Genomic DNA, 12,732 nt, shown 5'->3' on the forward strand with positions numbered 1-12,732 from the left:
TGTCAGTCATGTTGATGTTGGCTGACACTCCGCCATCGCGAGCAGGCTCGCTCCCACAGGAGTTCTGTGCAACGCCTTGAAACAGTGAAAACAAAAAAAGACCGCACGACATGTCAGAACCCACTCTACTGAACAACGAAATCCGCGACTGGCTGATGGACTGCGGCCTGTTCGATCAATTGCAGCTGGCGGATTTTGCCGCCGCTTCGGGCTACTTCAGCATCAGCACCGTGGCTGAAGGCGAAGCGATCTTTCGCGAAGGTGATGCCGGCAGTTTCATGTGCATCATCCACACCGGCCAGGTGGCCGTGCAGAAAACCGGCGGCGACGGCCAGGTCGTGACCATGGCCACCCTGCGCAGCGGCCGCGCGTTCGGTGAAATGGCCGTGCTCGACGGCGAACGCCGCTCGGCGACTTGCGTCGCAGCGAGCAACTGTCAGTTGCTCAACCTCGGCAAGGATTCACTGGAAAAAATGCTCAACGACGCACCGAAGATCGCCGCCAAGATCATCCGCGCCCTCGCTGTCTCCCTGTCCAAACGTCTGCGCATGGCCGACGGCCAGCTCGCCGCCCAGCAGATCTAGCCTCCCGGGGATTTGGGTTTGCTGTCGCTCTGTTCCAGGCCCGGCAATGGCTGATCCTTGGTCGGCGGGCTGGGCATTTCGATCGGCACCAGCGGCGGGCCGCCACTGCCGGGGCCGGCCTTGGGAATCGACACCGGGCTGATCTGCGGATACGGGGTTGGCGTCGCCGTACCGGGCGAACCCGGTTGCGGTGTCGGGCTGACGGGAATCGTCTGTTGCGCCTGTACGGCAGTTATCGAGAGCGCGGCCAGGGTAATGACCGTTAGAATGGTGCGCTTCATCAAGGGCTCCGTTGGCCTGAAGTCTGCCTTCAGGCTACTCCCAACGCGCCGGCTTGCCTTCCCCCCTGTAGAGATTTCCATGAAACGTTTCGTTCTGCTCGACACCACGCCGATCCCTGACAACGGTGGCGCCCTGTGCCTGTTCGAGTATGGCGAGGACTTCGTCATCAAGATCCAGGGCGGCGACGGCGGCCAATTGATGAACACCCGCATGCACGGTTCCGAAGACGCGCTGGCCGAGATTCCGTGCCGCAAGGTCGCCGGCCGGCCGAACTCGCGGGTGTTGATCGGCGGCCTGGGCATGGGCTTCACCCTCGCCTCCGCGCTCAAGCATCTGGGCAAGAGCGCCGAAGTGGTGGTCGCCGAGCTGGTGCCCGGCGTGATCGAGTGGAACCGCGGCCCGCTCGGTGAAAAATCCGGGCGCCCGCTGCTCGATCCGCGCACGGTGATCCGTCAGGAAGACGTGGCCAAGGTGCTGCAAAGCGAGCCGAACGGCTTCGACGCGATCATGCTCGACGTCGACAACGGCCCCGAAGGCCTGACCCAAAAAGCCAACAGCTGGCTGTATTCCGCCGCAGGCCTTGCCGCGTGCGCCAAGGCGATGCGGCCCAAAGGCGTGCTCGCGGTGTGGTCGGCCAGCGCCGACCGGCAGTTTTCCGACAAATTGAAGAAGGCCGGTTTCAAGGCCGAGGAAGTCCAGGTCTTCGCCCACGGCAACAAGGGCACGCGCCACACGATCTGGATTGCCGAGAAGCTCAAGGGCTGAGCTAAACTTGCCTCATAACCGTCATTAGTCTTTCTACAAAGGTGAACCCATGAGTTCGTCCACCCCGACCAACACTTCGAAGCTGGATCGCATCCTCGCCGACAACCAGCGCGACAAGGAAATGGGCTACCGCGACAAGGCCCTGAAGATGTACCCGCACGTGTGCGGCCGCTGTGCCCGTGAGTTTTCCGGCAAGCGCCTGAGCGAGCTGACCGTGCATCACCGCGACCACAACCACGACAACAACCCGCAGGACGGTTCCAACTGGGAACTGCTGTGTCTGTACTGCCACGACAACGAACACTCGCGCTACACCGATCAGCAGTACTTCGGCGAAGGCTCGCTGAGCACGCCGAAAATCGCCAAGGCTACGCACAACCCGTTTGCTGCACTGGCCGGGCTGATGAAAAAAGAAGACTGAGCCACCACTCCGATCGTTCCCACGCAGAGCGTGGGAACGATCGGCACCGCAGATCCTGAATCTGCCCGCCCTCCCCCAATCCCCGTATAATCGCCCTCTTTTTCCCGAAGGCACCCCGCTCGTGGCAGACAAACGGTACAGCTGCATTGGTTTGTATAACCCCAAATCACCGGAAAACGTCGGTTCGGTGATGCGCGCCGCAGGCTGCTACGGCGTATCGACCGTGTTCTACACCGGCAAGCGCTATGAGCGCGCCGCCGACTTCGTCACCGACACAAAGCGCGTGCACTACGACATCCCGCTGATCGGCATCGACGACCTGAAAAAGATCCTGCCGCTCAACTGCGTCCCGGTCGCCGTGGAACTGGTCGACGGCGCCCGCCCGCTGCCGGAATACACCCATCCGGATCGCGCCCTGTACATCTTCGGCCCCGAAGACGGTTCGCTGGATCAAGAGATCCGCGACTGGTGCGAAGACGTCGTGTACATCCCGACCACCGGCTGCATGAACCTCGCCGCCACGGTCAACGTCGTGCTCTACGACCGCATGGCCAAAGGCCTGAACACCCGCTCCGGGCCGAAATTCCGCTGAAACGCCACACATCCAATGGAACGAGCTGACCGCCTGCGCAGTCAGCTTGTTTATCGATTACTCATTGCCTGGAGAAAGATCATGACCGAGCTCAAACGCGTCGAACGTATCGAATCCACCCCGTTCCAGAGCCGTTCCGAGCAGAACGTCGAAGGCTGGGAGCGCATCGGCTCGCTGGCCGGCGGCGTGATCATGGTCGGCAAGGGCCTGCGCCGTGGCGGTGTATTCGGGCTGATTCAGGTGGCGATTGGCGGCGTGGCCATGGCCCGCGGCATCACCGGCCACAGTTCGGTGAAAAGCCTGCTGGAGAAAAGCCGCCAGGACATGAACAACGTGCGGGCGAAGATCGAGCGGGCCGGTGAAGAACTGAGCAAGCTCAAGGCCAATGCCGAAGCGGCAACCAAAACTGCCACCGTGACCGGCAACGACTCGGTGAAATCGCCGAAAACCGGGGTTTGATTCTGGATTTGCCTTGAGGCTAATGGCCTCATCGCTGGCAAGCCAGCGATGGCGGTATTACTGCAGTAACCCGGTATCAAGGACTTTGGACGACTCGCCGAGAATGCTTTCGGCGAGTTGCACGAACTCTTTGGTATCCACCGTCCCCAGGTGCATCGCCCCGCGCAGCACGTCATCCAGCGAGCGCTTGTTGCGGGTCTTCAGGCGAATCTCGCCGTCCAGCTCCTGTAACAACAGCACCGCTTTCGACAGCTGCGCCGGGCTGATCTGCTCGCCGCGCAGGGTCGTGACTTTCTGGCTGTCCTTGACCAGTTTCGCCTGCAACGCCTGATAACGCTCGTCGCTCATGCCCCCGGCACGGCGTACCAGTTCGATGGCGTAATACTCGGCAAAACCCTCGCTGATCCAGTCGCTGCGCTGTTCGTCGTTGATCCGTCCGAACACCTGCGCCAACTCGCGCACCAAAACACTGCTGCCGCTTTCGCTGACCAGCGGCAAGCGCGTGTTGAGGTAGATCGACTCCCGCGCCGCCAGGCTGCCGCGCCACATCGGGTCATTGGCGCCGACGATCAGCAGTTTGCTCGGGTGGCGCGGAAACACCGCTTGCACCTGCGGCCAGACGAACGTCAGCAGCGTCAGCACGTCCATCCGGCGCATGCCCTGCCCTTGCGGCGAGGCCACGGTGACTTCGGTTTCCCCCAGTCGGGTGCGGCGGCTGCCAAGGTGGCCGGCGAGCATCCAGCCGGTCGGGCGGTCGAACAGGCGTGACGGATTGTCGATGCGGAATTTGTTCTTGCCGATACGCGGCCAGGCGGTTTCGACGCTTTTCCAGCCGTCGGGCAATTCGAAGTGCAGGCGCGCGACAAGCTCGATGCCGTCCTGTTGGTCGAGCTTGGCCGGCGGTACCAGTTCATCACCGCGCATCAGCGCCCAGGTCGGGGTCATGCGCGTGTCGAAGCTGCCGTTCTTGCGGCCGTGGCTGATGCGCACGCGGTAGGTCAGGCTGGCCTTGTCCGCCGTCGGGCGCCATACGCCGCGTGCGTGTTGGCCCGGCGTCAGTTGCCATTGGCCGTCGGCCTTGAAGTCGCTGTAATGGCTGCCATCGCCCAGATCGAAATCCAGACTGCGCACCGCTTCGCCTTTGGCGAGGGTCAGGCGCACTTCGGCCTGATCGCTCTGCGGCAGCAGGCGTACCTGATAATCCAGATCGACTTTCTTGGCCGCCCACGCCGGCGCACTCAGCGCCAGCAACGTGACGATCAGCGCCCGGCGCAATTCCGTCGCCATACCTGCTCCTTGGTCAATCGTTAACCTGCGCGGAAAATCAGGTGATCTTCCCAGTCGTCTTCCGGCACGCTGCCTTCGGCGAGCATGCGCCCGGACTGGGAAATCCGTTCGTGGTGCACCGCGTCGCGATCACCGCAGACCAAGTGATGCCACAACGGCAGATCCTTGCCTTCGCTGACCAACCGATAACCGCAGGTCGGCGGCAGCCATTTGAATTCTTCAGCCTGGCCCGGGGTGAGCTGGATGCAGTCCGGGACAAACTGCATGCGGTTCGGGTAATCGCTGCACTGACAGGTTTTCAGGTCCAGCAGTTTGCAGGCGATGCGCGTGTAATAGACGCTGTTGTCTTCTTCATCCTCGAGCTTCTGCAGGCAGCACAGGCCACAACCGTCGCACAGCGATTCCCATTCCTCGTGATCGAGTTGATCGAGGGTTTTGCGTATCCAGAACGGTTCGACTTTGGCGGCCATGGCTCAAGCATCAACATCAGGTGGTGAAAAGGCCGCCAGTCTAGTGCCCAAGGCCCCGTGGGCCAAGCGCTGGCGACTGCCGGTTGTGCGGGGGCTTGTCAGTTTTTGCGCGGCCAAGTAGCTTTGCCGGTCTCACCAGGCCTTTGCCGGATGCCATTAACGCTCGACCACGTTGCATCCGGTGAACTGCTGGCTTGCGCCACAACCCCATCGTTCAGCCCAACTGATCTCGCCGGGTTTCGCTTCCAACCTGTCCTCAAACGTAGCAAGGAATCTTTCGATGAGTGCCAACCCTCGCGTTGCCGAATACGCCATTCACCCGCAGTTCACCGATCGCTGGTCGCCCCGCGCCTTCACCGGCGAAGCGATTTCCGAGGAAACCCTGCTGAGCTTCTTCGAAGCCGCGCGCTGGGCGCCGTCGGCGTACAACTCGCAGCCGTGGCGTTTTCTCTACGCCCGTCGCGATACGCCGAACTGGGAGCGTTACCTGGGCCTGCTCAATGAGTTCAACCGCAGCTGGGCCCAGCACGCGTCGGCGCTGGTGATCGTGATTTCGAAAACCACCTTCACCGCACCGGGCGCGACCGAAGAAACGCCTGCGCTGTGGCACACCTTCGACACCGGTTCCGCGTGGGGCCATCTGGCGCTGCAAGCGAGCCTGAGCGGCTGGCACACCCACGGCATGGCCGGTTTTGATCAGGAGCTGACCCGCAAGGAGCTGAACATTCCGCAAGGTTATGCGCTGCATGCCGCCATTGCGGTGGGCAAGCTGGGTGACAAGGCAACCCTGGCGGATTACCTGCAAGCACGGGAAACGCCGAGCCCGCGTCGCCCGCTGAGCGAACTGGCGGCTGAAGGCGATTTCACCCTTTAAAGCTTCACCACATGATCGTTCCCACGCTCTGCGTGGGAATGCAGCCGGGGACGCTCTGCGTCCCAAAGCGGACGCAGAGCGTCCATAGAGGCATTCCCACGCGGAGCGTGGGAACGATCTTGAAGAGCTCAGTAACCGCGTGCGAAATCCACTTCCCCGCGCAACGCCTCTCCCGCCTGATACGCCCGCAAGTTATCCAGAAACAACTGCACCATCATCGGTGGCGATGTCGGCGCCGAGCTGTGCCCGGTCAGCAGCAAGCCCCATGCGGTCCAGAACGGATGCCGTTGCGGCAGCGGTTCCTGACGGCAAACGTCGATCACCGCGCCGGCCAGATGGCCTTCCTTCAACGCTTCGACCAGATCCGCATCGACCACCGCCACACCGCGCCCGGCGTTGATGAACAAACCGGTCGGTTTGAATTGCTTGAACAGCGCCGCGTCGTAGATATCGTGGGTGTGCTCGGTGTTGGGCAGCAGGTTGACCACGTAATCCGCTTCGCCCACCAGCCGCGGCAAGTCCGCCATCGAACCGACTTCGACAAACGGCGCCTGCTCGCGGGCACTGCTGGCGATGCCGTACAACTCGACGCCGAATGGCAGCAGGAACTGCGCCACGCTCTGGCCGATGTCACCGGTGCCGACGATCAACACCTTGCGCCCGACCAGACTCTGGCCGGTGCGGTTGTCCCACTTGCGCTCGACCTGGCTGACCAGCCGCGCCAGCACTTCGCGCTCGTGACCGAGCATGTAGGTCAGCACGTACTCGGCCATCACCTGACCGAAAATGCCGACCGCCCGGGTCAGGCGGTAATCCCGGCGCAGGCCGTCGGCCAGCAGCGGTGTGATGCCGGCCCAGGTCGATTGCAGCCATTGTGGCTGGTGGCCCTGACGCAACAGGGTCGCCAGCAGATCCGGCTGGCCCAGCCACACCGGGCAATCGACGGCCTGGCGGGCCAGTTCGGCGGAGTCGCCGCTGGTCAGCACTTCAAGCTCCGGAGCCGCCTGACGCAGCAGTCGGGCGTATATCGCGTGGTCGTGTTCAGCAATCAGAACGCGCATCTTCAAACCTTTCGCAAACCGTGCAGGCGGCCGCCAACTTCGTGGCAGCCGTCGCCGTAAAAACCGTTCCAGGGGTTACAAGAGGCCCAGGACAGGGCCTCGCGGATCAGACCGGGTCGTTGCGTCGCAGCAACTCTTCGGGCAAGTGCTCGATGTACTCTTCCTCGGCCGGTGGCATTTGCAGGTGATAGCCCTGCTTTTCGAGGTTTTCCAGGACCACGGCAATGTCTTCGCTGGCCAGCTTGCGCTCGGGGGTCAGCACCAGATCGAAGGAATGCCTGGCCTTGCCGAACGCCGCCATCAGGCCTTCCGGCACACGCTCCAGCGCATCGCTCTTGAGCACGTACAGGTACATGCCGCTTTTCTTCGAACTTTGATAAATGGAACAAATACGTTTCAAGGCTGTTCTCCGGCGGTGGCCAGGCTGTCGAGCAGCTTCTGGCCCATCAACTCGCGGCGCCAGCCACGCAGCGAATCAGGCAATTGGTAAGGGCCCTCGGGGAAGCCGCTTTTGACCAGTGCTTCGAGGGTTTTCTTGCGCAGCATCAGTTCCGGCGCGATGCCCAGACGTTCAGCTTCGGCCTGACCGAGCGCCCGCAGCTGTTTGATCAGCGCGGCGGCTTCGATCGGCAACGGCTCCGGCACGGCTGGCGGCCATTGATCAGGCCCCACACTGCCAGAGCGCTTGATCAGATCAAGCAGAAACTCGCCGTCCTGACGCACGGTACGCGGGTGCATGTCTTCGATCTTGCCCAGCGCGCTGAGGTTGTCCGGTTGGGTCCGGGCCAGCGGCCACAGCGAGTGTTCACGGACGATGCGGTTGCGCGGCAAGTCGCGGGCGCGGGCTTCGCGTTCACGCCAGGCACACAGCTCACGCAGCACGGCCAGTTGGGCGCGGGACAGTTTCCACGCCAGTTTGGCCTCACGATACACCTCGTACGGATCGGTCTCGCGGCGCAGGTTGGCGACCAGTTCGGCGCCGTCCTCCAGCACCCAGGCGAATTTGTCGTCGGACAGTTTCGGACGCAGTTGTACGAAAACCTCCGCCAGATGCACGGCGTCTTCAGCGGCATAGCTGATTTGCGTGTCGGATAACGGACGCTGCAACCAGTCGGAACGGGTTTCGCCCTTCGGCAGTTCGATGCCGAGCACTTCCTGCACCAGACGCGAATAACCCATCGAGAACCCGAGGTTCAGGTAGGCAGCGGCCAGTTGGGTATCGAACAGCGGCGCCGGCAGGCTGCCGGTCAGGCGCAGCAGGACTTCGAGGTCTTCGCTGCAGGCGTGCAGGACTTTGAGCACCGCAGGGTTTTCCAGCAGCGCGGCCAAGGGTTGCCAGGCGTTTATGGTCAGCGGGTCGATCAGGTAGGCGCGTTTGCCGTCGCCGACCTGCAACAGGCCGGCAATCGGGTAGAAGGTGTCGACCCGCATGAATTCGGTGTCGAGGGCAACGAACGGCAGCTGCTGCCACTCGGCGCAAAACTGCGCGAGGCTATCGTTGTCGCGAATCCAGTGAATATCGATGGCCACACGGCTCTCCCTTCAAGAATGGCGCGCAGTATATATCGCCACCGGCGCTTTCCGCGCCTTTACAGGGCAAGAGCTTGATGAAATCTCCTGCCCGAGGGAAAGAATAGTCTTACAGAGTGAGTCTGCCGGCTCAGTCCTTGGCCAGCACCCCGTCGATCACCGCGCCCCGGCAGCCGGCAAACATGTCCAGATCCGGCTGGTAGACCTTGCTCTGCACTTCCAGCAGACCGAGCATCGAGTGAAACAGGTTGTCCTGACTCAATGGCTTGTCGCGGCTCATTTGCAGGCAATGGGTGTCGACCGAGTAGGACTTCTGATAGCTGTCGGAGAACCAGGCCAGCATCGCCACGTGTTTCTGCTGCTCCGGTGCCAGCATGTACGGCGTGCCGTGGAGGAACAGGTTGTACTCGCCCAGGGATTCGCCGTGATCGGACAGGTACAGCATGGCGGTATCGACCTTGTCCTGATTGCTGCGCAGCACATCGATCAGGCTCGACAGCACATGGTCGGTGTACACCAGCGTGTTGTCGTAGCCGTTGACGATGCTTTCGCGGCTGCAATTGTTCAGCGCGTTGCTTTCACACACCGGGGTGAAGCGCTCGTATTCCTTCGGATAGCGCTTGAAGTATTCCGGGCCGTGGCTGCCCATCTGGTGCAGGACCAGCACGGTGTCCTTGTCGAGGTGATCGATAAAGCTTTGCAGGCCCTGCAACAGGATTTCGTCGCGGCATTCGCTGTTGGCGCACAGTGCCGGGTCTTTCAGATTGCTGACATCCTGCAGGGTGACGCGATCGCAGGTGCCCTTGCAGCCGGACTGGTTGTCGCGCCAGACCACGTCGATCCCGGCACGTTTGAGCACGTCCAGCAGCCCTTCCTCATTCTTCGCCTTGCTGGCGTCGTAATCCTTGCGGCCCATGTTGGAGAACATGCACGGCACCGACACGGCGGTTTCCGTGCCGCAGGAATGCACGTCGGTGAAAGCGATCAGGCCGGCTTCCTTGTCCAGTTTTGGCGTGGTGTCGCGGCCATAACCGAGGATCCCGAAGTTTTCCGCCCGGGCACTCTCCCCCACCACCAGCACCGTCAGGGATTTGCGCGGATGGTTCTGCACGGCGGCGTTGCGCTGGGCGTCTTCGCCGATCGTGACGAACGGTTGCTGCGCCGAAGCCACCTGTTCACGCAGATAACCGGCCGAAGCGCCGATGTAGTTGCTCGGCACCAGCATCAAGCGAATTTCGTGGTGATTGCGAAACAGCGACGACAGCCCTTGATAATTGGCCAGCGCAACGCCGCCAATGACCGCGACCGACGCGACACTCACCACAACTTTGCTTAATAACTCGCGATGCCAGCGACGATAGTTGACTGGAACTTTCCACAACAACCAGGACGGCAAGACACCCAGAAAAACGATATAAGCCAGCAACTTCAAAGACAGCAGATCGCGCACTTCAGTGGCATTGGTTTCGGCAAAGTTGCGAAACATGCCGGCATCGATCATTACACCGTATTGGCTCATGAAATAAGCCACGCCAGCGCTGACCATAAACAACAACGTCAACACGGGTTTCAACACGGGTCGAAACGCCAGCAACGTCAGAACGATGTTATACGCCGCGAAGATCATCACCCAGAACGCAATGCGCATGGCAATGCCTTTGCCGTCCGCAGCGGTGATATCGAACAGGTGCTGCCAGAGAACGAAATTGAATCCGGTCAAAAGAAAGGCGCTGGCAAACAACGTCACCCATTCCGGGCGCACGGCTTTTAACTTGAACATGGCGAGGGGCTATTTCCTTGAAAGAAGTGCCGTCGTCAATTGTGAAAATTTCATTGACTCAGACAACACAAACTTTAAGCAGGCAACCATCAATTTTTTGTGAAAAAGAAGCCAACGATTAGTTGGCCCATGAAATAACCATGAAACTTTTGGAGTATTTGAGAATGGTTCAGCTGTGGTTCAGTCGCTGGCGACGAGGGACCGTATCGAATTTCTCGATAGCGACCCTGACTTTCTGATTTGCCGCCCCGCTCGCCTGCCCGCCTAATCGACCGTCTCTGGTTCAAAGGTCTGAAGATGGAAAACGTTCGCGCCACTGCCCGCCCCGCTGTCTGGCTGATGCTCGGCATTATCCTGGTCGCCCTCAACCTGCGCCCGTCGATGGCGGCGGTCGGGCCCTTGCTCTCGGCCATTCGCGGCGATATGGCGCTGAGTTTCAGTCTCGCAGCGTTGCTGACCCTGCTGCCGGTGATGGCGATGGGGCTGGCGATGTTTTTCGGCATGGCGGTCAGCCAGCGCCTTGGTGAACAACGCACGGTGCTGCTGTCGTTGCTGATCATTGGCGTGGCAACGCTGTCGCGGTTGTTTCTCGACTCGGCGGGCGGATTGATCGCCAGCGCCGTGCTGGCCGGGATCGGCATTGCACTGATCCAGGCCTTGATGCCCGCGCTGATCAAATCGCGGTTTCCCGACAATGTGGCGCTGTGCATGGGCCTTTACGTCACCTCGATCATGGGCGGCGCGGCGCTGGCCGCTTCGTTCGCACCGTGGGTGCTGACGCAGACCGGCAACTGGCGGGTGGGGCTGGCGGTCTGGGCGGTTTTGGCATTGCTCGCCATTCCTGTGTGGTGGGCAACCCGAACTACGTCACCGGACGTCACCCGATCTGTTATCAGAAAAGAATCCTTCTTCACCAATTCCCGCGCCTGGCTGCTCGCGATCTTCTTCGGTCTCGGCACCGCGTCCTACACCTGCGTGCTCGCCTGGCTGGCGCCGTACTACGTGGAAAAGGGCTGGAGCGAACAAAACGCCGGCCTGATGCTGGGTTTTCTGACGGCCATGGAGGTGATTTCCGGGCTGGTGGTGCCGGCCATTGCCAATCGCAGCCGTGACCGACGTCTGGTGCTTGGCGCCCTGCTCGGCCTGATCATCGCCGGATTCCTTGGCCTGATTCTCAGCCCGCAGCATCTGAGCCTGTTGTGGCCCTGCCTGCTCGGACTCGGCATCGGCGGGCTGTTCCCGATGAGCCTGATCGTGTCCCTCGATCACCTCGACGAACCACAACGTGCCGGCGGATTGACCGCATTCGTACAAGGGATCGGCTACCTGATTGCCGGGTTCTCGCCACTCATGGCCGGCATCGTTCGAGATCGACTGGGCAGCTTCGAGTGGGCCTGGTGGTCCCTGACAGCAGTGATGGCGCTCATGCTGCTGATGGTGCTGCGTTTCAACCCACGGCATTACGCCCGGTACATGGGCTGATCGGGCGAATGGCAGGCCGACCCGTCTGGATAAAGGCTTCTGGCCACCTTTTCCGGGTTTGATGGTGTACGTCGTGTTACTAAAACTTTCTGTCCCACAACTGACCGTGAAAAGTCCTACAGGGCTTTCTCCTGGCACCATCGTTCCGTTACGATCATGCGCACACGTTTGCGCGGATTCGGCGCAAGGAGCACAGCGAGACAGAACGGATGCTGAACAGTAACTTGCTTAGAAAGCTCGACATGCAGGATCTCATGGTGTTTGTCGCCGTGTATGAGCAAAGCAGCGTCACCGACGTGTCGGAGGCGCTGTTCGTCAGCCAGTCCACCGTCAGTTACTGCCTGAAAAAACTGCGCACCAGCTTCGAAGACGAATTGTTCGTCAACACCCGCACGGGCATGCGCCCGACCTACAAGGCCAGCAGCATGTACGGCCATGTGCAGAAAATCCTCGAAAGCATCAACCTCTGCCACGCCGGCGCTCCGACCTTCGACCCGATGGCGCAACCGGTGACCTTCAACATCTGCGCCCCGGAATACTTCGAGCAACTGATCCTGCCACGGATGTTGAAGCGCTTTGACTTCGATGACTTGCCGGTGATGGTCAACATGCACAAGTTCGAAACCGACGTGCCGGTCGAAGAATTGCGCGACGGCAGCCTCGATCTGGTGATCTGTTTCGGCCCGCACTTCCATCGCAGCCACGCCGACCTGAAATCAAGGATGTTGCTGGAAGATGACCTGGTCTGCGTCTTCGACAAACGCGCCACGCCGCTGGAGCCGCGCCTGAGCCTGCAAGCCTTCACCGAACGCCGGCATGTGTTCCCGACGCCGTGGACGTCGACCACCAACATGGTCGATGGCTGGCTGGCGCGGCAGGCGCAGAAACGCCAGATCGTCGCCCGCTCCAACAGTTACAGCGCAGCGTTGAAGATGATCACCGGCACCGATTTCATCCTGACCCTGCCCCGGCGCATTCAGCGTTTGCTGACCAACGACGCGGTGTTCAATCACTGCGAGGCACCGAACGGCCTGCCTGGGTTCACCCTCGACATGCAGTGGTGCCACAACGTCGATCAGGACAGTGCCAACCTCTGGCTGCGCGAGCAGGTCATCAAGACCTGCGCGGAGCTGGAGGCAGCCTGA

Annotated in this window: 15 protein-coding genes; 8 read left to right on the forward strand and 7 right to left on the reverse strand. The window is 61.2% G+C overall.

Annotation, left to right across the window (positions count from 1 at the left end):
• Positions 1 to 110: 110 nt before the first annotated feature.
• Positions 111 to 584 carry a cyclic nucleotide-binding domain-containing protein gene (locus tag CAF74_RS18135; RefSeq protein WP_007956482.1) on the forward strand — a complete coding sequence of 158 codons (474 nt, stop codon included), beginning with the start codon at positions 111 to 113 and terminating at the stop codon, positions 582 to 584.
• Here the strand turns inward: CAF74_RS18135 and CAF74_RS18140 are convergent.
• Positions 581 to 865 (reverse strand): hypothetical protein, encoded by a 285-nt coding sequence (locus CAF74_RS18140; RefSeq protein WP_085747203.1) that lies wholly within the window; start codon positions 863 to 865, stop codon positions 581 to 583. The genes CAF74_RS18135 and CAF74_RS18140 overlap by 4 nt on opposite strands.
• Before the next feature lie 79 nt (positions 866 to 944).
• Here CAF74_RS18140 and CAF74_RS18145 point away from each other — a divergent pair, with 79 nt between their 5' ends.
• The 4 genes from CAF74_RS18145 to CAF74_RS18160 all read left to right on the forward strand — a co-directional run bounded on the left by CAF74_RS18145 (position 945) and on the right by CAF74_RS18160 (position 3,103).
• Positions 945 to 1,631: a hypothetical protein gene (locus tag CAF74_RS18145; protein WP_085747204.1), complete on the forward strand. Its 687-nt coding sequence runs from the start codon at positions 945 to 947 to the stop codon at positions 1,629 to 1,631.
• Positions 1,632 to 1,680: 49 nt separating this feature from the next.
• The gene (locus CAF74_RS18150) at positions 1,681 to 2,052 is read left to right on the forward strand and encodes a YajD family HNH nuclease (protein ID WP_007944009.1); all 372 of its coding nucleotides are present in this window, start codon (positions 1,681 to 1,683) and stop codon (positions 2,050 to 2,052) included.
• A 121-nt stretch (positions 2,053 to 2,173) separates the two neighbouring features.
• Positions 2,174 to 2,644 carry an RNA methyltransferase gene (locus CAF74_RS18155; protein WP_007958066.1) on the forward strand — a complete coding sequence of 157 codons (471 nt, stop codon included), beginning with the start codon at positions 2,174 to 2,176 and terminating at the stop codon, positions 2,642 to 2,644.
• An 81-nt stretch (positions 2,645 to 2,725) separates the two neighbouring features.
• Positions 2,726 to 3,103, forward strand: coding sequence for a DUF2892 domain-containing protein (locus CAF74_RS18160; protein WP_085747205.1), 378 nt, complete (start codon positions 2,726 to 2,728; stop codon positions 3,101 to 3,103).
• A gap of 57 nt (positions 3,104 to 3,160) precedes the next feature.
• Here the strand turns inward: CAF74_RS18160 and CAF74_RS18165 are convergent, their stop codons facing one another.
• On the reverse strand, positions 3,161 to 4,390 hold the full coding sequence (locus CAF74_RS18165) for a hypothetical protein (RefSeq protein ID WP_085747206.1): 1,230 nt from the start codon (positions 4,388 to 4,390) through the stop codon (positions 3,161 to 3,163).
• Between the two features lie 20 nt (positions 4,391 to 4,410).
• Entirely contained in the window at positions 4,411 to 4,860 is a 450-nt protein-coding gene (locus tag CAF74_RS18170) for a YcgN family cysteine cluster protein (RefSeq protein ID WP_064594159.1), read from the reverse strand.
• 280 nt (positions 4,861 to 5,140) lie between these two features.
• Between CAF74_RS18170 and CAF74_RS18175 the strand changes: the two genes are divergently transcribed.
• Positions 5,141 to 5,734, forward strand: coding sequence for a nitroreductase family protein (locus tag CAF74_RS18175; RefSeq protein ID WP_085747207.1), 594 nt, complete (start codon positions 5,141 to 5,143; stop codon positions 5,732 to 5,734).
• A gap of 128 nt (positions 5,735 to 5,862) precedes the next feature.
• On the opposite strand, the gene CAF74_RS18180 is transcribed toward CAF74_RS18175, so the two are convergent.
• From CAF74_RS18180 to CAF74_RS18195, 4 genes are all read right to left on the reverse strand, one after another.
• Positions 5,863 to 6,795, reverse strand: coding sequence for a D-2-hydroxyacid dehydrogenase (locus CAF74_RS18180; RefSeq protein WP_007958054.1), 933 nt, complete (start codon positions 6,793 to 6,795; stop codon positions 5,863 to 5,865).
• Positions 6,796 to 6,901: 106 nt separating this feature from the next.
• Positions 6,902 to 7,195, reverse strand: a complete 294-nt coding sequence (locus CAF74_RS18185; protein WP_039772642.1) for a YcgL domain-containing protein — start codon at positions 7,193 to 7,195, stop codon at positions 6,902 to 6,904.
• Entirely contained in the window at positions 7,192 to 8,325 is a 1,134-nt protein-coding gene (gene rnd / locus CAF74_RS18190) for a ribonuclease D (protein WP_007958043.1), read from the reverse strand. The genes CAF74_RS18185 and rnd overlap by 4 nt, the downstream gene beginning before the upstream one ends.
• 130 nt (positions 8,326 to 8,455) lie before the next feature.
• A complete protein-coding gene (locus CAF74_RS18195) occupies positions 8,456 to 10,105 on the reverse strand; it encodes a phosphoethanolamine transferase (RefSeq protein WP_085747208.1) in 1,650 nt (549 codons plus the stop codon).
• A 297-nt stretch (positions 10,106 to 10,402) separates the two neighbouring features.
• On the opposite strand from CAF74_RS18195, the gene CAF74_RS18200 reads away from it, so the two are divergent.
• Both CAF74_RS18200 and CAF74_RS18205 read left to right on the forward strand, forming a co-directional pair.
• Complete coding sequence (locus CAF74_RS18200) at positions 10,403 to 11,587, forward strand: cyanate transporter (RefSeq protein WP_085747209.1); 1,185 nt, start codon at positions 10,403 to 10,405, stop codon at positions 11,585 to 11,587.
• Positions 11,588 to 11,796: 209 nt separating this feature from the next.
• Positions 11,797 to 12,732, forward strand: coding sequence for a LysR family transcriptional regulator (locus CAF74_RS18205; RefSeq protein WP_085747210.1), 936 nt, complete (start codon positions 11,797 to 11,799; stop codon positions 12,730 to 12,732).

It is taken from the genome of Pseudomonas sp. R45(2017) (genome assembly GCF_002112305.1).
Lineage (GTDB): Bacteria > Pseudomonadota > Gammaproteobacteria > Pseudomonadales > Pseudomonadaceae > Aquipseudomonas > Aquipseudomonas paraglycinae.